Source organism: Flavobacterium haoranii (assembly GCF_009363055.1).
GTDB lineage: Bacteria > Bacteroidota > Bacteroidia > Flavobacteriales > Flavobacteriaceae > Flavobacterium > Flavobacterium haoranii.
This window is the reverse complement of record NZ_CP045292.1, coordinates 741526-762255: the sequence shown is the minus strand read 5'-3', so window position 1 is coordinate 762255 and position 20730 is coordinate 741526. Positions and strand designations below refer to the sequence as shown.

Below are 20730 nucleotides of genomic sequence, written 5' to 3'. Positions count from 1 at the left end.
TTTTTTAATTTTTTACTTCGCACCTAAATTACAGTTTTTTACTTTTTTTTTTGTTAACCTAATCCTAAAATTATTTTTATTTTGTTTAATATTTTACTAATTTTGTTAAACAAAATAAATTTCATTCAAAATGAAAATCTACACGCTACATACCAAACAAAATTTACCAATATCAATTGACAAAGCTTGGGAACTTTTATCGGATCCAAAGAATCTACAACTCATCACTCCCGATTACATGGGATTCAAAATTCTTTCTGGAGCTGATAGACCGATGTATCCGGGGCAAATTATTCAATATATAGTTACGCCAGTTTTAGGGATTCCAACGAAATGGGTTACCGAAATCACTCACGTAGTAGACAAGAAATATTTTGTAGATGAACAGCGTTTTGGCCCTTATTCTTTATGGCATCACAAGCATTTTATTAAAGAAATTCCTGGTGGCATAGAAATGGAAGATATTGTAGATTATAAAGTACCAATGGGAATTTTAGGTGAATTAGTTCATCCTTTCTTAGTAAAACCTAAATTGAATGAAATATTTGAGTACAGAAGAAAAAAATTAATTGAATTATTTGGAGAATTTAAATAACATGAACATCTTTTGGTTTAGACGCGATTTAAGAGTAGATGACAACGTTGGATTTTTTCATGCTTTCAATAGCAATGAAGAAGTGCTACCTATTTTCATTTTTGATGAAAATATTCTATCGCAATTACCAAAAAATGATGCTCGAGTAACCTTTATCCACGAACAACTAGAGAAAATTCAATCGGAATTGAAGAAAAACGGAAAATCATTAGCGGTTTTTCATGGCAAACCAATAGAAATTTTCGAAAAGTTAATTGATGAAAATAAAATTAATGCGGTTTACACGAATCACGACTACGAACCTTACGCGCGTAAACGTGATAAGGAAATGAATCAGTTATTTGTAAGTAAAGGAATTTCGTTTTTAACCTCAAAAGATCAAGTAATATTTGAAAAAAGCGAAGTAGTAAAAGATGATGGGAGTCCGTATGTGGTCTACACGCCTTATTCGAAAAAGTGGAAAGAGAATTTTAAGAAAATAAAATTAGTTCATTATCCTTCCGAAGAAAAATTGGTTAAAATAGCTAATCACTCCTACCCTTTTTTATCATTATCGGATATTGGTTTTGAAAAATCAGATATAAAAATAACACCATTTGATGTTTCAGAAACGCTTATTCAAAATTATGAAGCAACAAGAAATTTCCCGGCATTAAATAAAACTTCATTTTTAGGAATTTATCTTCGTTTTGGTGCAGTTTCCATTCGAAAAATGATACAGAAGGCTATCGTCGAGAAAAACGAAACGTTTTGGAATGAATTGATTTGGCGCGAATTTTTCATGCAAATTTTATGGCACTTCCCAAATACATCTAAAAATAGCTTCAAGGCAAAATATGATGCTATTAAATGGGAAAATAACGAAGAGAAATTCAAAAAATGGTGTCAAGGAAAAACCGGATATCCTTTTGTTGACGCCGGAATGCGTGAACTAAATAAAACCGGTCACATGCACAATCGCGTGCGCATGATTGTTGCTAGTTTTCTATGTAAGCATTTATTAATCGATTGGCGTTGGGGCGAAGCTTATTTTGCTCAAAACCTTTTAGATTACGAAATGGCGAGTAACGTTGGGAATTGGCAATGGGCTGCTGGTTCTGGAGTAGATGCCGCACCTTATTTCCGAATTTTCAACCCAACTGAGCAAATCAAGAAGTTTGATAAAGACTTAAAATACATCAAAAAATGGATTCCTGAATTGGAAACTCAATATTACCCAAAACCTATTGTAGACCACAAAGAAGCAAGAGAAAAATGCCTTAAAGTTTACAAGGAAGCAGTTGGTTAATGAATATATGGTTAGTTCAAAACAATAAACAACTAACAATAAACCACAAACCTATTAAAATGAAAATTGTTTGGTTCAAGAGAGATTTGCGTTTGCACGATCATGAAGCCTTACATGAAGCCTTATCGACTTCTGGGAAAACGTTATTGCTTTACATTTTCGAACCTTCGTTGATGAAAGATTATCACTATAGTCAACGTCATTTTGATTTTATTAAACAATCGCTAGAAGCTTTACAAAAAGAACTTTTAAAATATCACACGCAAATCTTAATCGTTCAGGGTGAAGCAGTTGCAGTTTTTGAAAAACTAACCAAACTTATTTCTATTAGAGCGGTTTATTCACATAAAGAAACGGGAATAAAATTAACTTTTGATAGGGACTTGGCAATTGCTAAATTATTGAAAAACAAAGGTATTATTTGGAATGAATACATCACTAACGGCGTTATTCGTGGCATCAAAAACCGAAAAACATGGAAAGAAGATTGGTATGACTTTATGGATAAAGATTGTCTTCCTTTTCAACCTACACCCAGAAGTTTTGTTAAATACATTGAAATTGAAGAATTAGAAAATCATTTCGAAATTCCATCAATTCAAACGGTTCACAATCCCAATTTTCAGAAAGGTGGCGTTCCAACGGCGTTACGCTACATGAAATCATTTTTTGAAGAACGTGTTCAAAATTACAGTAGTCACATTTCAAAACCAGAATTAGCCAGAAAAGGCTGTAGTCGTTTATCGCCTTATATTGCTTGGGGAAATTTATCAATTCGACAAGTGTATACCAAAGCTTGGGAATTGCATCAGCAAGGAAAATTCAAGCGTCAGATTTCTAATTTTGCTTCACGTTTACGTTGGCAAGCGCATTTCATTCAAAAGTTTGAAATGGAATGTTCGATGGAATTTATTGCTGTAAACAAAGGCTATCGCAATTTGAATCAAAGAGTTAACGAAAAATATCATAAGGCTTGGATAAACGGAAAAACAGGTGTTCCGTTGGTTGATGCTTGCATGCGCTGTTTGAATACAACCGGATATTTGAATTTTAGAATGCGTGCTTTAGTAGTGTCGTTTTATACGCATCACTTGTTCCAACCTTGGCAAAATTGTAGTCCGCATTTGGCCCAACAATTTTTAGATTTTGAACCTGGAATTCACTATCCGCAAATTCAGATGCAAGCTGGCGTTACGGGAATTAATACGTTGCGAGTTTACAATCCAGTTAAAAATTCGTACGAACATGACGAAGATGGAAATTTCATCAAAAAATGGGTACCAGAATTAGCTAATATTCCAACGGAATTTATCCACGAACCTTGGAAATTGACTCCAATAGAATCCATGTTGTATGGGTTTGAATTGGGACGAGATTATCCAAATCCCATTGTGAATTTGGAAGAAGCTAGAAAGTTTTCCAGTGATTTCTTTTGGTCTATGCGAAAAAATGAATCGGTTAAAAAAGATAGTAAGCGCATTTTAGCGAAACATACGCTGCACGATCAAGAAATGAGTTAATTCAAATCTCGAACTTTCTCAAAATTCAATTCGTTGAAATTTCGAATAATGATATTGGCTTTTGACAAATCTTGGTCTTTAGAATGAAAACTATCGTAACCAACGCAGAAAATTCCGGCTGAAACTGCTGCTTGAATTCCGTTAGTGCTGTCTTCAATTACGATACAATTTTCTTTTGGAGCAATTGATAAACTCGCGGCATGTTCAAAAATAGCTGGATGCGGTTTCGACTTCGGAAAATCTTCTCCCGAAACAATATGGGTAAAATATTGATGTAAATTAAATCGCGTAAACACTCGATTAATCGTCACATTCGAAGCTGAAGATGCTACAATTAACTGGATTCCGTTTGCATGCAAATCTTTGATTAACTCTTCTACACCTTCAATTAGATACAAATCTTCTTTCAAATCGAAAGCTTCATTAAATAAATGACGTTTTCTCAAAATTAAATCTTCCACATCTTCCTGCAAATCAAACTGTACTTTTAATTTCTGAAAGATATTTCGTGTAGAATTCCCTGTAAACGAACGATACATTTCATCTGAAACTTCGATGTTTAATTCATTAAAATGTTGGTAATACGCAAAATGATGTACCGGCTCGGTATCTACAATTACGCCATCCATATCGAAAATTACAGTTTGTATCATTTAAAGTTGTGTTTTAGCAAAAGTACATTATATAATTAAACCTTTTTAAGTATTTTTAGTCCAATGAAAAATATTTAAAGTTGCAAGAAGAAAAAGATTTAATAAACGCCTTATTAAACCCTAAAACTCAAAATGATGCTTTTAGGAAACTTTTGCAATTGTACCAAAGACCTTTGTATAATCACATTAGAAACATAGTTTTAGATCACGATGATACTGATGATGTTTTACAAAATACATTTATAAAAGTGTACCAAAACATTAAAAATTTTAAAGGGGATAGTAAACTCTATTCATGGTTGTACCGAATAGCAACAAATGAATCTCTCACATTTCTTCAGCAAAAAGCAAAGAAAAATGGTATATCAAATGAAGAACAAAAACAAAAACTCATTAATAAACTAGAAAGCGATGTTTATTTTGATGGCGATGAAATAAAAATCAAGCTTCAAAAAGCTATTGCTAGTTTACCCGAGAAACAACAACTGGTATTTAACATGAAATATTTTGAAGAATTGAAGTATGAAGAAATTTCTGAAATAGTAAATACTTCAGTTGGTGCCTTAAAAGCAAGTTATCATTTAGCGGTAAAAAAAATAGAAGAATTTTTAAAAAACAATTAAACCTTTTAACACAAAATCAATCTAACATACATGAAAGACTCTAATTTAGAAGATATTAAAATAAAGAATGGTTTTATAATTCCCGATGGTTATTTTGAAAATTTTGAGAACAAAATAATGAAACAGATTGAGAATGAAGAACCAAAAGTTATTTCGATATTTAGAAGAAAATATTTTTATGTTGCTTCTATTGCTGCTACAATTTTGCTGGTAATTGGGGGGTATTTACAAATAGAAACAATATAAATTCTATTGACGATACTACTCTAGAAAACTATTTGGTTACTGAAGTTTCTAGTTATGATTTAATAGATAAAATTGACGTAGAAAATATAGCATCAGCAGATGATGTTATTGAACTTAGCAACGATAATCTAGAGAATTATTTAATGAATACACCCAATTTAGATTACTATTTAAACGAATAAATTTAATGAATATGAAAAAGATATTAATTGTAATGATTTTAATTGTAGCAAACTTCAGTTTTGCTCAAGGATTTAAAGAGAAAAAAGAGAAAATTAAAGCTTTAAAAGTAGCATATATTACTGAAAAACTCGACTTCACAACTGATGAAGCTCAAAAATTTTGGCCAATTTATAACACTTTCGACGAAAAACAGTTTGAAATTCGTCATAATAAAATGAAAGCGATTATTAAAAAAATCGAAGAAGGCGGCATGGAGAATATTTCGGAAAAAGAAGCACAAAATTTAATCTCTCAAATGGAAAATAGTGAAGACGAACTTCATAATTTGAAAAAAAAATTTATGCAAGACTTACAAAAAGTTATTCCTGCAAAAAAGATCATACTTCTTAAGAAAACTGAAGAGGAATTTAATAGAAAATTACTTCGCGAATTTAAAGAACGTAAAAAAAATTAGCATCCTGATATATATCATGTTTTAGAATTTTGAAAGTGAGTTATTTTTCTTCCGTAACGATAAAAACTTAAAAAAATGGAAGTGAAAAATACACCAACGATTATTGACAAAGAAGTAGTTTGGGACAAGTCTAAAACTATTATGAGTAAAACTGATAAATTTGGAACAATTGAATATGCAAATGATGTATTTGTAGATGTTTGTGGTTATGAAGACTATGAATTAGTTGGACAACCACACAATATTATTAGACATCCAGATATGCCAAAAGTAGTTTTCAAAGTTTTATGGGATAACTTAAAACAAGGAAATAACTTTCACGCAATTGTAAAAATTTAGCAAAATCAGGAAGATACTATTGGGTGGTTACAGATTTTGATATTTCTAAAAACGAAGCAGGTGAAATTACACACTATTTTGAAAGAAGAAAAGCCGTTCCTGCTGAAGTAGTTGCAAAAGTAGAACCATTATATAGAAAATTACTTCAAATTGAAGAAGTTTCTGGAATAGAAGGAAGTGAAAAATATTTAATAGGATTCTTAGAAGAACAAGGTAAAGATTATGTTGAGTTTTTAAAAGACTTAATGGCTGAGTATGAAAAAGAAGTTGCTCAAAAAGAAAATTCTGCAAACGCTCCAAAAGAAAGTAAAGGATTTTTTGCTAGATTTTTTAGCTAATAAATAAACGCACATACATAAAAAATAAAGGCTCATTAAATGAGCCTTTATTTTTTTAAATTAATTCGCAATACATTATTTCGTCCAGCTGCAAAAGCAATGCTATCATTTAAAAATCTAAAGGTATAAATATTTTTTGCCTCGTGAATTTTTTTCCAATCTTCACCAAAATTTTTAGAATAATAAATACCTGTTCCGCCAGCACACATTATTTCTTTTCCTTCAGTATTAGGCACAAACTGAATACAAGAAGCATAACCAAAACCTTTATTTTTAGCAATTAATTTCCAAGTTTTTCCACCGTCAGTAGTAATCGCTTTATTAGTTGAGTTATCGGTTTGGTTTTCATAATTTCCTCCCGCAACAATTCCTATTTTATCATTATAGAAATCAGCAGTAAAAATTCCCGTCATCGTTTCACCTTGAATAATTGGAGTATCATAAACATTCCATGTTTTTCCTAAATCTTCACTCACAAAACAACGCGATTTCTTTCCACCCGAAAGCATAAAAATTGTATTGTTTCTTATTATTAAATTAGTATTACTTGCTGCAAAAGCCGCTTCACCGTCTTCTACTTTAGGTAAAACATCACAATTTATTTTAGACCAATTTTTCCCTCCATCTTCTGTTTTAATAACATTCAAACAATTCTCAACCGGATCTCCCATTGCAAATCCAGAACTATTATCTATAAATTGCATGCTATCGTAAAAGACTTTTTCTCCATTTTCTTGGTACACTAATTTGGTAACTTTTTTATCATTACTAATTTTATATAACAAACCAGGCGAAGCTACACTCATTATAAAAATTTCTTCCTTATTACTTGCAATACTTCTAAATTCAGGAAAAATAGTATCAAATTGAATTCTTCCTCTAAAAATTTTATGAGTCTCAAAATTTATAGCTCCATATTTTCCATTACTCCCCGCAAACCAAACTTCGCTATCTTTAATTGTTAAAGCTCTAATACTAATGGAATCGTGATATAATGTATCAATCTTTGAAATACTAACAAGTTCACTATCAGTAATTTTATTTTCTTTTTTACAAGAAAAAATCATTAACAATAAAGCTAAAAAAGTAAGGAATCTTTTCATAAAATTTTTTATTTGCTAATTTACTACTTTTTAACTTCTGATAATCAACTAAATAAAATTTTGGCACAATAATTGGTTTTATGTTTTAAAATTTAATAATCATAACACCTATAAAACATGAAAACACGAATTATAACTTCGATTTTAGGTGCCTTTTTAATGGCAATGCCATCATTTGCACAAGATAAAACTACTGTTAGGGCTAATAGTTCAGATATTAGTGATAATTTAGATTTAAGAGCTGTAGCTACTATTTTTGGTGATAGTAAAGATTTAGAAGACTTCGAACAACGTTTAAATGATCCTAAAAGTCAAATTTCTAATTTAGATTTAAATGGAGATAATTATGTAGATTATTTAAGAGTTGTAGAATCGGTTGAAGGAAATGCTCACATTATTGTAATTCAAGCAGTATTAGAAAAAGATGTTTATCAAGATGTTGCATCGGTTGAAGTTGAAAGAGATCGTGATAACAATGTTCAAGTTCAAGTTGTAGGTGATGTTTATATGTATGGTGCTAATTACATTTACGAACCAGTATATGTTCACCGTCCTGTTATTTACACAACTTTTTGGGTAACAAATTATAGACCTTACTGCTCTAGTTGGTATTGGGGATACTATCCAAGTTATTTTTACTATTGGAATCCTTGGCCTGTATTTAGATATAGAAACAATATAATAGTACACATTAATTTTGGTCACAGTTACCATTATGTAACACATAGAAGATGTTCTTATGCTTATAACGCTTATAGTGGAAGAAGAGGAAATGGTTACGAAAGAAGATATCCTAATCGTTCATTTGCTTCTAGACATCAAGGTTATTCTAATAGATATGAATTAGATCAAAATAGAACTATTAAGACTAGAGTTGCAGGTTCTAGAGAATTAGCTTATAACTCTCCTAGAAGTTCTAATGGAAATGTTTCTCCAAGAGAAAATAATAGTGCTCCAAGAACCAGTGCTCCTAGAGTAACCAATTCAAATTCAAGAGCCACAAATGACGGAGTTAAACCAAGATCTTATACAAATGAATCGTCTCCAAGAAATAATAGCCCAAGAGAATATTCATCGAATACACCAAGAACATCTTCATCTCCTAAAACCTATGGTTCATCTTCAGGAAATTCAAATCCAAGAAGTTATAATGAACCAAGAAAAAACAATAACACTTTAGGTAATGGAAGTTCTTCACCAAGAAACTATGGTTCTTCATCAGGAAATTCTAATCCAAGAAGTTATAATGAACCAAGAAGAAACAATAGTTCTATGAGTGGTGGAAATTCTACTCCTAGAAGTAGCGGAGGTTCTTTTAGCGGATCGAGAGGAAGTAGCAATTCGGGAAATTCAAGTAGAGGAAATTCATCACATTCAAATGGTGGTGGACGTGGCGGAAGAGCCTAAAAAACAAATAAAAAAAAGGTGCTTTTTAAGCACCTTTTTTATAAATATCTTTCTTCAATTATTTGTTTATGATGTAATGCATGACCTATTGTAATATAGCCAATTGCCCTTACAGAAACAGGATAACTTGAAGCTGTTCCAATTCTCAATAATTGTTCTTCAGAAAAAGATTTAAATAAAGTCAAAGTTGACACTCTAACTGAAATAAATTCTTCTAATAAATCTGATAAATCTCTCATGTTTGCATTAGCTTGTGGAACATAATCATTTTCTTCAAAACCTGGTAAACTAGTTTTATCGTTTCTTGCGATACGTAACGCTCTGTAAGCAAAAATCCTTTCGGAATCAATTAAATGCAATAAAATATCTTTGGGTGTCCATTTACCAACTTCATATTGATAAGTCAATTTAGATTCAGGTAAAGCATTATAGAATTCTAATAATTCATTTTGGGTACTTTCTAAACCTTCTAAAATACTATTATAATTAGAGGCTTTTTCAATATAGTTTTGATAATAACTCCCGAATTCTGTGTTTGATAATTGTTCCATAACTTCTTTATATAAAAAAAGGCTCTTTTTTTAGAGCCTTTCAAATATATTATAATTCTTTAAAAATGGTATGCATTAACCTTTTTTTATCGTTGATACTTTCTTCTAGTGATATCATTGTTTCAGTTCTGTAAACTCCTTCAATATCATCAATCATAAAGATTACCTCTTTTGCATGTTTAGTATCTCTTGCTCTAATTTTACAGAAAATATTAAACTTTCCTGTAGTTACATGAGCAACCGTAACAAACGGAATATCAGCAATACGCTCTAAAACAAATTTAGTTTGTGAGGTATTGTGTAAAAATACACCAACATAAGCGATAAATGAATAACCTAACTTTTCATAGTCTAATGTTAATGAAGAACCTTGGATAATACCAGCATCTTCCATTTTTTTAACACGTACGTGAACTGTACCAGCAGAAATCAATAGTTTTTTTGCAATATCTGTAAATGGTACACGAGTGTTATCAATTAACATGTCCAAAATTTGATGATCTACTTCATCTAAACGAAACTTACTCATATAGTGCTTATATTTATTTTTTATAAATTATTCTGCAAAAGTATTAAAATAATTGCAAACCATTGTAAAAATTTAACATTTTATTTAAAGAAAAATCAGCTTTTTTTGAAATTAACGGATAAAATCCAAATTCTGAGTTAAATTTTTTCTTTTCGGCATCATATTCAACGTGCCCTTTGTATTCTGAAGAAAGTTCAACAGCTTGAATTTTGGCTACAAATTTGACTTTTCCATCATCTAAAACCTCTTCATATTGAGCTGCAAATGTAATTATTTTTTCAATATCATCTTTAAAAACATTGACATTTTTATACAAAAAATCAAAAAAATACTTTTTATTTTGAGGAATATTCAAATATTTATCTAAAACATTATTAACTATATCGTTTTCGTAAATTTCATTCACTCCTATCATTCCACTAAAAAGCGAAACAAACACAAACTCTCTTACAATATCTCTTTGATAATCATTTTGATAATGCCCCGCTTCAAACAATAAAGTTGGTGTATTTTGCGTCATTAAATAGTCACCAATACAATTATCATTGAAACTATCATCAAACCTTCCTACCTGATTTGGAATTATTTTTTGTAAATAATCGTTAATCTTATTAATTACCTGAACAGCTTTTAAACGAGAATCATTGTATTCGCGTTCCTCATTATAAGCTGGCGCTAAAAAAGACATCGTTGCAGGTAAATCTTTACCTTCAGTACCAAAAATTGTTCTTTGATCGTGTAAATTAAAACAAAAATCAGGTTTAAATTCTAAATATACTTGCCTTAATATCTTACTTTCTGGTTGTGTAATATCCTTTGCATCTCTATTTAAGTCAACTAAGTTTGCATTTATTCTAGTATAACGTTCTGCACCATCAGGATTTAGAATTGGAATACATAAAACAGAAAATTCATCAAAGAAAGTAGAAGATAAAACTGTATTTGTATTTAAAAAATGTAAAAAATCAATTAACCCTTTTGTGGTTGTCGATTCATTTCCGTGCATTTGAGACCACATTAAAATCTTCTTTTTTCCTGTTCCGAATGCTACACTATATATAGGTTTACTTTCTACAGATTTACCAATAACATCTATTTTAAAACTAGGAGAAAGAGATACTAAAAATGGTTCAAGTTGTATATTGGTAACATATCTTCCGCTAATATTTGAGTACTTATATTGTTGGGCTAATTGCTGTAAATTCATTGTGTTTTATTTAGATTACAAATGTAAACAAGATTCTTTTTACAATTGTAAACAGTAATTTTCATTGTTTATGTTACAGCTGTAAACACTTTATTTAGGACATAAAGACTAAGAAGCATTTCTTATGTATACTATTGTAAATTTCTAAATATTTATATTAATTATTATTTATAATCAGTTATTTATATTCTTTTACATAAACCTATACTTTACTATATTTTTATTATTTACAATTGTAATTTTGGTAAATTCAACTTCTTTGTTTACATTTGTAAAGTATTAATTTAATTGTTGAGTTTACAATGATAAACACTGATGATTTTATAAAAAGACTCGAAGCTATCTTTGAATTTTATGGTTTATCTGCTTCTACATTTGCAGATAAAATAGGCGTTCAACGATCTAGTTTGTCTCACCTACTCTCTGGTAGAAATAAGCCTAGTTTAGATTTTATTTTAAAAGTAGATGAAGTATTTGAAGAAGTAGATTTGTATTGGCTATTAAATGGAACTGGAACATTTCCTAAAAGTGAAAAGAAAATTACTGAAGCAATTAAAGAAGTTGAAAAAAACTCAAATGATGTGTTAAGAGAGAATTTAAAAATTAATGATAATTTTTCACAGGATCTATTTAGTGAAGTTTCTGAAGCTTCTACTTCTACTCCCATTGAAAAAATCACTAATGAGCTTATTACGGAAAAAAAAATATCAGAAACAATAATTGAATCTGATATTGATTATATAGTGATATTCTTCAAAAATGGAAAATTTAAAAAATATACTCCTTAAAAAGAATCGAAAGAATTTTCAGAATACTTTCCTTTAACTCCTTTGAATAGACTTATAAGGTATTGAAAATCTGCATCTTTATCTCCTGTAGGATAAAATGGATCGAATAATTTTACTTCTTTTTTACCGTAATCAAAAGCTACAGGAATAATGGGAACATTAGCTTTTAATGCTATATAGTAAAACCCAGTTTTTAACTCATTTACTTTTTTACGCGTTCCTTCTGGAGCTATTGCTAGCCTAAATTCTTCTTTTTCCTCAAATATTTTTGCAATAGCATCTACTTTATTTTCATTTTTACCTCTGTCTAATGGCGCTCCTCCAACCCATTTAAAGTAATAACCGAAGGGAAAAATAAAAAGCTCTTTTTTAGCTACAAAATTCATTTGTAATCCAATGATTCCTCTTGTAAAAAGACCAAGAAAAAAATCGTACCAACTTGTGTGTGGTACTACCATAAGAATACTTTTCTTAACCTCAGGTGACATTGTTCCTGTGATTTTCCATCCAAATATTTTGAAAAATATAAGCTTGTAAATAAACTTTTTCATTCTTAAAATTTCATCAAAAATAACATTATATTTACGATTACAAACTTAAAACTGAATGTTTAAAAAATATTTAAGCTATTTCTTACCCGTTAATATTCACAAAAAAACTTCGCAAATAAGTAAAAATCTGGAAGTTACATGGAATAATGGACAACTTGTCTTAGACTCTGAGAACACAAATTATTCTTATGGAAGTTTACAACGTATTTTAAGAAAAGGCTTAAAATATATTGGTTATTCGCGAATTCAAAATTTTAATTCGGTTTTAGTACTTGGTGTTGCTGGCGGAAGTGTTATTAAAACACTTGTTGATGAAGTGAAATTTACAAGAAAAATTACTGGAGTTGAAATTGATAAAGATGTGGTTGAAATTGCTAATTCATTTTTTAAATTAGACCAAATTGAAAACTTAAATATTGTAGTTGATGATGCTTTTGAATTTGTATTAAAAACAAAAGAAAAGTACGATTTAATTATAATTGACATCTTTCAAGATACAACAATGCCTAACTTTTTATTTGAAGATTTCTTTATTCAAAGAGTTAACTTTTTACTTAATGTAAATGGGTTTATCTTATTTAATACTATGGTTTTAGATTACAAAGATAGACGTAGAAACGCTGCCTACAAAAGTAGATTTGATGAAAAATATTCAGTAAGAATGTATCCAAAAGTTGAAGTTCATAACGAACTTTTTACAATTAAGAAATTAGCTTAGTTTTTGTTTTAAATCAGAAATTTCTCTATTTTCTTCATCAATACTCAATTCATAATCTTTGATTATTTCTTGATTGGTTTTAATTACTTTTTCAATTACCTTATCACTTTCTTTTAATTTGTTATTCATTTTAATTAAATACCAAATTATTCCGGCAAAACACAAAAAAACAAACGCTATAACTCTAATATAAAAATGTGAGTTTTTAACAGCTGTTGTAGTAACCGACTTGTCGATATTTTGTTCTAAAGTTTTACTAGTAAATTTAGAATTTCCTTGAATTTCTTTAAAACTAATTTCTAAATTTTTACTGGTCTCTTTTTGATATTCACTTTTGTAATCATCTACAAAATCACTTTTAAATTTACTAGAATTCAAAAAAAGTGCGTTGGGATAAATTAATCCTACTACTCCAATTAATAGTGAAAGAATTAAACAGAACATCAAGAAAAAATATTTAACTGTATAAAATGCACTTTGAACTGTTCGTTTTAACTTCGATTTAGAAATTTCAGCTTCTAAATCAACCAAAGATTGTTTTTTGTTTTTTAAAACTTGTGCTCGATCTTCTTTATAACCAATTAAATTTTTAATTTCTTCTTGTGTCATGTTTTTAAGATTTTAATAATAACCTTGCTTTTTCTAAATCTTCAGGTGTATCAATTCCTATACTTCCATGTGAAGTTTCTATCATTCTAATTCTTTTTCCGTATTCTAAATAGCGAAGTTGTTCTAATTTTTCAGAAGCTTCTAAACTCAACATTGGTAAACGATAAAAATCCATTAAAGCTGTTTTTCTAAAAGCATAAATACCAATGTGTTTCATATAACGAACTCCTGCATTTTCTTCTCTAGGAAAAGGAATTACCGAACGCGAAAAGTATAACGCAAAACCTTGTTGGTCTATAATAACCTTTACATTATTTGGATTTGAAATTTCTTCATTATCTTTTATTTCAAACATTAACGAAGCTAAATCTACTTTTTTGTCGGCATCATTTTTAAAAACTTCAACCAACTGACTTAGAGCCGATTTATTTATAAAAGGTTCGTCTCCTTGAACATTAATAACAACATCAACATCCATATTTTCAACAGCTTCTGCTATTCTATCGCTTCCGCTTTCATGTTCTTTAATACTCATAATAGCTTTACCTCCATTCGATTCAATTTCATTAAAAATTAAATCAGAATCGGTTACTACAAAAACATCATCAAATAAATTTGTAGCTAAAGCTGCTTCATATGTTCTTAAAATTACGGTTTTTCCTCCTAAATCTTGTAATAATTTAGCCGGAAATCGTGTAGATGCATAACGCGCGGGAATTACAGCGATAATTTTCATATTTTAAATTTAAAACAAATAACTGAATTATATTTCAAAAAAATTACTCTTCAAAAAAATCATTTTTGAAACCAATCAAATACAACTTCTCTTTGGCACGAGTTACAGCGGTATACAACCATCTTATATAATCTATATCGATGCCATTTGGTAAATAAGGTTGTTCTATAAAAACCGTATGCCATTGTCCACCTTGCGATTTATGACAAGTCATTGCATAAGAAAACTTTACCTGAAGTGCATTAAAATGAGGACTACTTTTTACTTTTAAAAATTTACGATATTGATGTTTTTCATCTTCAAAATCTTTCATTACTTCATTATATAACATATTCGATTCGTCATAAGTTAACGAAGGCGATTCACTAGTTAAAGTATCTAGAAGTAAAACCGTTTCAAAAGCAGGCTGATCGGGATAATCGACCATTTTTACGGTTACTGTAGCAAATTTAAATCCATATAATTCTACAATATTTTTAATGCGTTGTACTTCAATAATATCACCATTCGCAATAAAGCCAGCTTCTGAAGTTTCTTTTAACCAAAAATAATTATTCTTTACAACCATCAATAAATCGCCAACAGCTAACTCACTTTCTCTATCTAAAATTTTAGCGCGAATTTGTTGGTTATACTGATTTGCTCTTTTATTTGATCGTACTATGAAAGTAGTTTCATCTGCACCATATTGTCGGAACGAATCGTGAATCGCATCTAAAATTTCATAACTATCTTGTAAGCGAACAATATCTTTAAATGGATTTAATCGAAATTGAAAATCGGTAATATAACTTTGCTTTAACAATTCTCTTAATTGTGTTGCATTGTATAAAATTCCTGAAGATTCAGCCTGACGCATAACTTCGTCTAATTCTATATGGTAAACTTCTTTATCGAAATGAAGCGACATCATATCGATATCTAAAGCTGGACTAACATCCATTCCTATTGGCGGTAACTGAGCTGTATCACCTATAAATATAAGTTTGCAATTTTCGCCAGAATCTACATAATACATTAAATCGTCTAACAAAGAGCCATACTGATACATTTTAGAATCTTGATTAGAATCGGCAATCATTGAAGATTCATCAACAATAAAAACTGTATTCTTAAATTTATTTTGCTGTAATGTAAAAGAAATACCACCTGATTTACTTTTTTTAGGAAAATAAATTCTCTTATGAATTGTAAAGGCTTGTTTGCTCGAATAATTAGAAATTACTTTTGCAGCTCTACCTGTTGGCGCTAACAATATATACTTTCTTTTTACGTTTTGTAAGTAATTAACAAGCGTAGAAATTATTGTTGTTTTACCAGTTCCGGCATAACCTTTGAGGATAAAAAGTTCAGATGTATTATTATTGGTTACAAATTCTGAAATTTTTTGAAGAAAAACATCTTGTTTTAGTGTTGGCTCAAATGGAAAATTTTCACGTAACGTTTTGTAAAACAAGCTTGAATTCATAAGGTTAAAAATTGGCAGGTATATATTTTTCAAATATACTGATGATTTTTAAAAGAATTTCTTTTAAGAAGAAAAAAAAATTGTAGATTTGCGTACCTATTAAACTAATAAACTTTAAATAAACATGTTAAAAATTGCAATTTTTGTTGTATTACTAGTAGTTATAGTTTTTGCATTAGTAAAACTGATTGATAAATTTGTTTCTGCAAAAGCACGCCCTTTCTTATCTTTAATTTTATGGTTAGTGTGTGGTTATCTTGCTTATTTAATCTATGGTTCTGTAATGAAACCTATTGAGTTTGAAAAAGCAAAAAGTGAGCGTTATGAGGTTGCCGTTAAAAAAATGTTAGACCTTAAAAAAGCTCAATTAGGATACAAATCTAAATACAAAGAATTTGCAGATTCATTTGATAAATTAGTTGCTTTCATCGAAAGTGAAAAATTTGCAATTGTTTCTCGTAAAGATACTTCAGTTATTGATGCTGCTAAAAACAAAGCTTTTGGTATTACAACTGACGCTACAGGTAAAGGTGGTTTCTTTAAAGACGTTGTAGTTGTTGATACTTTAGGATATGTTACAGTAAAAGATTCATTATTTAAAAATTCTGATCGTTACAAAAGATTAAACATTGTTAAAGTGGGTGGTGTTGAAGTTCCAGTTAAAATGCAAGCAAGTTCTATTGTTCGTAATGATACTAAAGTGCCTGTATTTAAAGCTGAAATTGATAAAAATGCTTTATTAGCTGATTTAGATCAAGAATTAGTGGCACAAGAAAACAAAGTTGAATCAATTGACGAAATTAACGGTCCAACAATTACATTAGGTTCTTTAGAAGAAGCTATCGTAACTGGAAACTGGCCAAAAAAATATGGTAGTAACGAATAACGATATTACTCAAAAAAATTACAAAAAGTTGTCCATTCAGGTTTCCTTGAGTGGACTTTCTTTTTGTGTTTTTGACTTATTACAAAACAATATAAGTGTTTTAAAATCTGTAACTTTTCAAGAGAATCAAGTTATCGAAGAGCAATTATGGAAAACTTTTTCTGAGTTTCCTATTTTGAGTGAACGATTTGATGAAATAAAAATTATTCACGATAATAATTTAAACACTTTTGTTCCGCAGTCACTTTTCGATGAAAATTATCTTGGAAGTTATCTTCAATACAACATAAAAGTATTTGAAAACGATTTATTTGCTTTTGATAGTTTAAAAGTTCAGCAAATCAATAATGTTTATGTTCCGTATGTAAATATTAACAATTTCCTTTTAGACCAATTTCAAACTTTCGATTATTTACATGTAAATTCAGTATTAGTAGATAAAATTTTAGACAATTCGAAATACATTTTTGAAAAACAAGTCTTTGTTCATGTTCAGCAAAAGCATTTTGAAATGGTAGTGGTACAAAACGGAAAGCTATTGTTTTTTAATTCTTTTGAACCTTCTACTCCAGAAGATTTTATTTATTACATCCTTTTTTCACTAGAACAATTACAATTAAATCCTGAAAATTGTTCGGTTGCGCTGTTAGGAACCATAACAGAAGAAAGCGATTTTTATAAAATTGCTTATAAATATATTAGAAATTGTAGTATTTTTAAAGTAAGCTCAATTGCAGAAAAATATTCAATTACAGAAAAACAAGCTAGAGAACATTTCATTCTAATTCATTCATGAGAATTATATCGGGAAAATATAAAGGAAGAAGACTAATTGCTCCAAAAAAATTGCCTGTTCGACCAACAACGGATATGGCGAAAGAATCGCTATTCAATATTTTAAACAATCACTTCAATTTCAGTGAATTACGTATTTTAGATTTGTTTTCTGGAACAGGAAATATTAGTTATGAATTTGCTTCTAGAGGTGCAAAACCCATTACAAGTGTTGATGCCGATTTTGGTTGTATCAATTACATCAAGAAAATTTCTACAGAACTCGATTTTGATATTACAACAATAAAAAGTGATGTTTTTAAATTTTTAGAAAGAAGTAATAGTTCTTACGATATTATTTTTGCCGATCCACCCTATCATTTATCACAAGAACAGTTTGAAAGTATAATTACTTTAATATTTGAGAATGAATTACTAGAAGAAGATGGCATGTTAATTGTCGAACATTCAAAAGATATGAAGTTAGATCACATGATGCATTTTTCATTTTCTAAACATTATGGTGGTACCACTTTTTCGTTCTTCGAATTTGAATTTGAAGAAGAAGAAGATTTTGAAGAAGAAAATGAAGAGGATTTTTAATCCTCTTTTTTTATAATTTTAAGTTAGATTAACATATCTTTCTTAGTACCTTTAATACCTTTGCAATTAAATATTATTCATGCTTACAAAAGCTTTCCATAAATACATCGATAATTTTAGAGGATTTTCTAGAGAAATTTGGATACTTACCCTGGTAACATTTATCAATAGAGCTGGTACAATGGTACTACCCTTTTTATCAAAATACTTAAAAGAAGATTTAGGTTTTACGTATAGTCAAGTCGGTTGGATTATGGTAAGTTTTGGTTGTGGATCTATGCTTGGTTCTTGGCTTGGTGGAAAATTATCCGACAAGATAGGTTTTTACAAAATAATGATTTTCAGTCTATTTACTAGCGGATTAATGTTTTTTGGCTTACAACACATTACACAATATGAATCGTTATTAGTAGCTATATTCTTAATAATGGTTGTTGCAGATATGTTTCGTCCTGCGATGTTTGTTTCGTTAGCTGCATATGCAAAACCCGAAAACAGAACCAGAGCTTTAACTTTAGTTCGATTAGCTATAAACTTAGGCTTTGCAGCCGGACCAGCGCTTGGTGGTTTAATTATTATGAATGTTGGTTACAAAGGACTTTTTTGGGTAGATGGTGCAACTTGTATTGTAGCTATATTAATATTTTGGTACAAAGTAAAAGAAAAAGAAAAATCAAAATATCAAGACACTGAACATCCAGGAGAAGTTTTAACAGCATCAGTTTTTAAAGATTTACCCTTTTGGATATTTCTAACTCAGTGTATATTAATAGGAATTATATTTTTCCAATTATTTACTACGCTCCCACTTTATCATAGAGAACAATTTAATATGACCGAATTTAAAACAGGCTTACTCCTCACCTTTAATGGATTAATGATTTTTTTAATGGAAATGCCAATTGTAAGTTATATAGAAAAGCGACAGTTAAACAAAGTAAAAATTGTTACTATTGGAACCTTTATTATGTCGGTTTGTATGTTTATGCTATTGTTTAATGAATGGGAAATTGTTTTATGGATCATGATGTTTTTAATGACATTTGGCGAAATGTTAGCCTTTCCTTTCTCAAATTCATTTGCAATGAGTCGCGCACCAAAAGGTCACGAAGGACGTTACATGGCAATTTTTACGATGAGTTACAGCATGGCACATATTCTTTCTGCAAAAACAGGAATGGAAAATATTAATGCCTTTGGTTACCAATATAATTGGGCATTCATGGGTAGTTTAGGCTTAATTGGCACCGCATTAGGCTATTGGGTATTTATTTTAGTTTCAAAAGAAAAACGCCTCAACAAATAGTGAAGGCGTTTTCTAAATCTAAACTATTATTTTTTGATAACTTTTATAGTTTGCGATTGATTATTTTCATCAAAAAGCGATACAAAATAGATTCCTGAATTCAAATTTGAAATATCAATTTTTGAATGTGTAAAATTAGGCTTATCTATTACCAGTTGTCCTAAAACATCTACTACTCTTAATTGTTTTATTTTTACATTATTTTTAGTTGAAAATGATAAATAGTCTGTTGCTGGATTTGGATATACCACAAAATTTGATGATTTAAACGAATCCGTTGCTAAAACTGTATCTAAATTCATACCAAATAACAAATTATTGGGTGTTGCTTGTGAAACACCTATCAAGGTATCTTGACCCGAGACTACAGAAGACGATAAAAACATCCCTCCAGCTAATGAACTTGTAGAACCAGCTGGTTGCGAATCATTAACGAAAAAATCATAAGTATCACCCGTTTGTAAGCCTGTTGTTAAATTTAATACTGTTATTTGATCATTATTAGCGCCTCCTTGATGATATACAAATAAATAATGATTGCCATTATTATTATAAACTGCTGCTCCATACATTCCTGTTAAACCGTGAGTCGCAGCCGGAATTAAAGATAATTGTGTACCAGTCATACTGATTGAAGCAATATCTGTATTAAAATTTGCAATCCAAAAACCACCATTTCCTCCATCTAATGTAGGATCATATGTACAAAATCTTGCCGTAACAGATGATGAAACCGCTATAGTGTTTACAACTACTTTGGTTACTGGATTTACTCTATAAATTGTTGAACCAGCGGTACCACAATAAACATAGGTACCATCTGTCGTCATAGAACGTGTACCAGTTAAACCTGCTACTTGAAAAGTTGAACTAAAAGCTCCTGAACTATCTAACAAATGGATATTGTTTGAAGCCCATGCAGAAACCCAAAACTCATTATTTACAAAAACTACACCTGCATTTCCAGAAGCTCCAATTGCTGTTGAAATATCATATAAAAAAGATGTGGTTAAAATAGAACTATTCGTGTTATTCACTAGTAAACTATTATTCGAAGGATGTGATAGATTTGGTGACACATCTTCAGTTTGTGCTAAACCCAAAAATGAACTTAACAAAAATGCTAATACGTAATTTTTTTTAATAAAGTATCATTAAAAAATAATTGAAAATAAACAAATTAATAATCAGCCCACTTCATTAACGTTGTGAAGCATAAATAAACGACGAATAACATAAAACTTAAAAAATAGTT

The 20730-nt window shown here is 29.7% G+C and carries 24 protein-coding genes and 1 pseudogene; 15 read left to right on the top strand and 10 right to left on the bottom strand.

Translation table 11 applies throughout. From position 1 onward, the window contains the following. Positions 1–130 precede the first annotated feature (130 nt). Genes GCU34_RS03780 through GCU34_RS03770 form a run of 3 tightly spaced genes read left to right on the top strand, consistent with a single transcriptional unit; the run spans position 131 to position 3403 of the window. The gene (locus tag GCU34_RS03780) at positions 131–595 is read left to right on the top strand and encodes an SRPBCC family protein (protein WP_072783966.1); all 465 of its coding nucleotides are present in this window, start codon (positions 131–133) and stop codon (positions 593–595) included. A 1-nt stretch (position 596) separates the two neighbouring features. Then, positions 597–1883, top strand: coding sequence for a cryptochrome/photolyase family protein (locus GCU34_RS03775; protein ID WP_072784154.1), 1287 nt, complete (start codon positions 597–599; stop codon positions 1881–1883). A gap of 59 nt (positions 1884–1942) precedes the next feature. After that, positions 1943–3403 carry a cryptochrome/deoxyribodipyrimidine photo-lyase family protein gene (locus GCU34_RS03770; protein ID WP_072784156.1) on the top strand — a complete coding sequence of 487 codons (1461 nt, stop codon included), beginning with the start codon at positions 1943–1945 and terminating at the stop codon, positions 3401–3403. On the opposite strand, the gene GCU34_RS03765 is transcribed toward GCU34_RS03770, so the two are convergent. Next, positions 3400–4056, bottom strand: coding sequence for an HAD family hydrolase (locus GCU34_RS03765; RefSeq protein WP_072783967.1), 657 nt, complete (start codon positions 4054–4056; stop codon positions 3400–3402). The genes GCU34_RS03770 and GCU34_RS03765 overlap by 4 nt on opposite strands. Before the next feature lie 80 nt (positions 4057–4136). Between GCU34_RS03765 and GCU34_RS03760 the strand changes: the two genes are divergently transcribed. From GCU34_RS03760 to GCU34_RS14370, 5 genes and pseudogenes are all read left to right on the top strand, one after another. Continuing rightward, positions 4137–4679, top strand: coding sequence for an RNA polymerase sigma factor (locus GCU34_RS03760; RefSeq protein WP_072783969.1), 543 nt, complete (start codon positions 4137–4139; stop codon positions 4677–4679). Between the two features lie 30 nt (positions 4680–4709). After that, positions 4710–4925, top strand: a complete 216-nt coding sequence (locus GCU34_RS03755) for a hypothetical protein (protein WP_152378353.1) — start codon at positions 4710–4712, stop codon at positions 4923–4925. A gap of 32 nt (positions 4926–4957) precedes the next feature. Next, positions 4958–5107 (top strand): hypothetical protein, encoded by a 150-nt coding sequence (locus GCU34_RS13585; RefSeq protein WP_193702257.1) that lies wholly within the window; start codon positions 4958–4960, stop codon positions 5105–5107. Positions 5108–5118: 11 nt separating this feature from the next. Beyond that, on the top strand, positions 5119–5562 hold the full coding sequence (locus GCU34_RS03750) for a sensor of ECF-type sigma factor (protein WP_227658727.1): 444 nt from the start codon (positions 5119–5121) through the stop codon (positions 5560–5562). Between the two features lie 75 nt (positions 5563–5637). Beyond that, a pseudogene (locus GCU34_RS14370) lies at positions 5638–6239 on the top strand (PAS domain-containing protein). Positions 6240–6286: 47 nt separating this feature from the next. On the opposite strand, the gene GCU34_RS03740 reads toward GCU34_RS14370, so the two are convergent. Next, positions 6287–7342 (bottom strand): WD40/YVTN/BNR-like repeat-containing protein, encoded by a 1056-nt coding sequence (locus GCU34_RS03740; protein WP_072783974.1) that lies wholly within the window; start codon positions 7340–7342, stop codon positions 6287–6289. 117 nt (positions 7343–7459) lie between these two features. On the opposite strand from GCU34_RS03740, the gene GCU34_RS03735 reads away from it, so the two are divergent. Then, complete coding sequence (locus tag GCU34_RS03735) at positions 7460–8749, top strand: hypothetical protein (protein WP_072783976.1); 1290 nt, start codon at positions 7460–7462, stop codon at positions 8747–8749. A 38-nt stretch (positions 8750–8787) separates the two neighbouring features. On the opposite strand, the gene GCU34_RS03730 is transcribed toward GCU34_RS03735, so the two are convergent. From GCU34_RS03730 to GCU34_RS03720, 3 genes are read right to left on the bottom strand one after another with little or no spacing between them, the layout of a single operon-like run. Then, positions 8788–9300 (bottom strand): DinB family protein, encoded by a 513-nt coding sequence (locus GCU34_RS03730; protein WP_072783977.1) that lies wholly within the window; start codon positions 9298–9300, stop codon positions 8788–8790. Between the two features lie 49 nt (positions 9301–9349). Continuing rightward, a complete protein-coding gene (locus GCU34_RS03725; protein ID WP_072783979.1) occupies positions 9350–9829 on the bottom strand; it encodes an Lrp/AsnC family transcriptional regulator in 480 nt (159 codons plus the stop codon). 43 nt (positions 9830–9872) lie between these two features. Continuing rightward, entirely contained in the window at positions 9873–11036 is a 1164-nt protein-coding gene (locus GCU34_RS03720; protein ID WP_072783981.1) for a M14 family metallopeptidase, read from the bottom strand. Positions 11037–11338: 302 nt separating this feature from the next. Here GCU34_RS03720 and GCU34_RS03715 point away from each other — a divergent pair, with 302 nt between their 5' ends. Then, on the top strand, positions 11339–11824 hold the full coding sequence (locus GCU34_RS03715) for a helix-turn-helix domain-containing protein (protein ID WP_072783983.1): 486 nt from the start codon (positions 11339–11341) through the stop codon (positions 11822–11824). On the opposite strand, the gene GCU34_RS03710 is transcribed toward GCU34_RS03715, so the two are convergent. Then, on the bottom strand, positions 11821–12375 hold the full coding sequence (locus GCU34_RS03710; RefSeq protein WP_072783985.1) for a 1-acyl-sn-glycerol-3-phosphate acyltransferase: 555 nt from the start codon (positions 12373–12375) through the stop codon (positions 11821–11823). The two genes, GCU34_RS03715 and GCU34_RS03710, sit on opposite strands and share 4 nt — an antisense overlap. Before the next feature lie 55 nt (positions 12376–12430). Here GCU34_RS03710 and GCU34_RS03705 point away from each other — a divergent pair, with 55 nt between their 5' ends. Beyond that, positions 12431–13093 (top strand): spermidine synthase, encoded by a 663-nt coding sequence (locus GCU34_RS03705; protein ID WP_072783995.1) that lies wholly within the window; start codon positions 12431–12433, stop codon positions 13091–13093. Here GCU34_RS03705 and GCU34_RS03700 read toward each other — a convergent pair. Genes GCU34_RS03700 through GCU34_RS03690 form a run of 3 tightly spaced genes read right to left on the bottom strand, consistent with a single transcriptional unit; the run spans position 13085 to position 15906 of the window. Then, the gene (locus GCU34_RS03700; protein WP_072783997.1) at positions 13085–13702 is read right to left on the bottom strand and encodes a hypothetical protein; all 618 of its coding nucleotides are present in this window, start codon (positions 13700–13702) and stop codon (positions 13085–13087) included. The genes GCU34_RS03705 and GCU34_RS03700 overlap by 9 nt on opposite strands. 4 nt (positions 13703–13706) lie before the next feature. Further along, the gene (gene kdsB / locus GCU34_RS03695) at positions 13707–14438 is read right to left on the bottom strand and encodes a 3-deoxy-manno-octulosonate cytidylyltransferase (protein ID WP_072783998.1); all 732 of its coding nucleotides are present in this window, start codon (positions 14436–14438) and stop codon (positions 13707–13709) included. A 43-nt stretch (positions 14439–14481) separates the two neighbouring features. Then, positions 14482–15906 carry an ATP-dependent DNA helicase gene (locus GCU34_RS03690; protein WP_072784000.1) on the bottom strand — a complete coding sequence of 475 codons (1425 nt, stop codon included), beginning with the start codon at positions 15904–15906 and terminating at the stop codon, positions 14482–14484. 124 nt (positions 15907–16030) lie between these two features. Here GCU34_RS03690 and GCU34_RS03685 point away from each other — a divergent pair, with 124 nt between their 5' ends. The 4 genes from GCU34_RS03685 to GCU34_RS03670 all read left to right on the top strand — a co-directional run bounded on the left by GCU34_RS03685 (position 16031) and on the right by GCU34_RS03670 (position 19475). Continuing rightward, positions 16031–16792 carry a hypothetical protein gene (locus GCU34_RS03685; RefSeq protein WP_072784001.1) on the top strand — a complete coding sequence of 254 codons (762 nt, stop codon included), beginning with the start codon at positions 16031–16033 and terminating at the stop codon, positions 16790–16792. Beyond that, positions 16776–17588 (top strand): DUF3822 family protein, encoded by an 813-nt coding sequence (locus tag GCU34_RS03680; protein WP_072784003.1) that lies wholly within the window; start codon positions 16776–16778, stop codon positions 17586–17588. The genes GCU34_RS03685 and GCU34_RS03680 overlap by 17 nt, the downstream gene beginning before the upstream one ends. Further along, positions 17585–18169 carry a 16S rRNA (guanine(966)-N(2))-methyltransferase RsmD gene (gene rsmD / locus GCU34_RS03675; protein ID WP_072784005.1) on the top strand — a complete coding sequence of 195 codons (585 nt, stop codon included), beginning with the start codon at positions 17585–17587 and terminating at the stop codon, positions 18167–18169. Before GCU34_RS03680 ends, rsmD begins: the two co-directional genes overlap by 4 nt. Positions 18170–18248: 79 nt before the next feature. Beyond that, complete coding sequence (locus GCU34_RS03670; RefSeq protein WP_072784006.1) at positions 18249–19475, top strand: MDR family MFS transporter; 1227 nt, start codon at positions 18249–18251, stop codon at positions 19473–19475. Between the two features lie 26 nt (positions 19476–19501). Here GCU34_RS03670 and GCU34_RS03665 read toward each other — a convergent pair whose 3' ends face one another. Next, positions 19502–20554: a T9SS type A sorting domain-containing protein gene (locus GCU34_RS03665; RefSeq protein ID WP_143146212.1), complete on the bottom strand. Its 1053-nt coding sequence runs from the start codon at positions 20552–20554 to the stop codon at positions 19502–19504. Between the last annotated feature and the right edge of the window lie 176 nt (positions 20555–20730).

Coding starts and splice junctions, on each gene's coding strand:
- GCU34_RS03780 (WP_072783966.1), top strand. CDS start 131: ATGAAAATCTACACGCTACATACCAAACAAAATTTACCAATATCAATT.
- GCU34_RS03775 (WP_072784154.1), top strand. CDS start 597: ATGAACATCTTTTGGTTTAGACGCGATTTAAGAGTAGATGACAACGTT.
- GCU34_RS03770 (WP_072784156.1), top strand. CDS start 1,943: ATGAAAATTGTTTGGTTCAAGAGAGATTTGCGTTTGCACGATCATGAA.
- GCU34_RS03765 (WP_072783967.1), bottom strand. CDS start 4,056: ATGATACAAACTGTAATTTTCGATATGGATGGCGTAATTGTAGATACC.
- GCU34_RS03755 (WP_152378353.1), top strand. CDS start 4,710: ATGAAAGACTCTAATTTAGAAGATATTAAAATAAAGAATGGTTTTATA.
- GCU34_RS03750 (WP_227658727.1), top strand. CDS start 5,119: ATGAAAAAGATATTAATTGTAATGATTTTAATTGTAGCAAACTTCAGT.
- GCU34_RS03740 (WP_072783974.1), bottom strand. CDS start 7,342: ATGAAAAGATTCCTTACTTTTTTAGCTTTATTGTTAATGATTTTTTCT.
- GCU34_RS03735 (WP_072783976.1), top strand. CDS start 7,460: ATGAAAACACGAATTATAACTTCGATTTTAGGTGCCTTTTTAATGGCA.
- GCU34_RS03730 (WP_072783977.1), bottom strand. CDS start 9,300: ATGGAACAATTATCAAACACAGAATTCGGGAGTTATTATCAAAACTAT.
- GCU34_RS03725 (WP_072783979.1), bottom strand. CDS start 9,829: ATGAGTAAGTTTCGTTTAGATGAAGTAGATCATCAAATTTTGGACATG.
- GCU34_RS03720 (WP_072783981.1), bottom strand. CDS start 11,036: ATGAATTTACAGCAATTAGCCCAACAATATAAGTACTCAAATATTAGC.
- GCU34_RS03715 (WP_072783983.1), top strand. CDS start 11,339: ATGATAAACACTGATGATTTTATAAAAAGACTCGAAGCTATCTTTGAA.
- GCU34_RS03710 (WP_072783985.1), bottom strand. CDS start 12,375: ATGAAAAAGTTTATTTACAAGCTTATATTTTTCAAAATATTTGGATGG.
- GCU34_RS03705 (WP_072783995.1), top strand. CDS start 12,431: ATGTTTAAAAAATATTTAAGCTATTTCTTACCCGTTAATATTCACAAA.
- GCU34_RS03700 (WP_072783997.1), bottom strand. CDS start 13,702: ATGACACAAGAAGAAATTAAAAATTTAATTGGTTATAAAGAAGATCGA.
- kdsB (WP_072783998.1), bottom strand. CDS start 14,438: ATGAAAATTATCGCTGTAATTCCCGCGCGTTATGCATCTACACGATTT.
- GCU34_RS03690 (WP_072784000.1), bottom strand. CDS start 15,906: ATGAATTCAAGCTTGTTTTACAAAACGTTACGTGAAAATTTTCCATTT.
- GCU34_RS03685 (WP_072784001.1), top strand. CDS start 16,031: ATGTTAAAAATTGCAATTTTTGTTGTATTACTAGTAGTTATAGTTTTT.
- GCU34_RS03680 (WP_072784003.1), top strand. CDS start 16,776: ATGGTAGTAACGAATAACGATATTACTCAAAAAAATTACAAAAAGTTG.
- rsmD (WP_072784005.1), top strand. CDS start 17,585: ATGAGAATTATATCGGGAAAATATAAAGGAAGAAGACTAATTGCTCCA.
- GCU34_RS03670 (WP_072784006.1), top strand. CDS start 18,249: ATGCTTACAAAAGCTTTCCATAAATACATCGATAATTTTAGAGGATTT.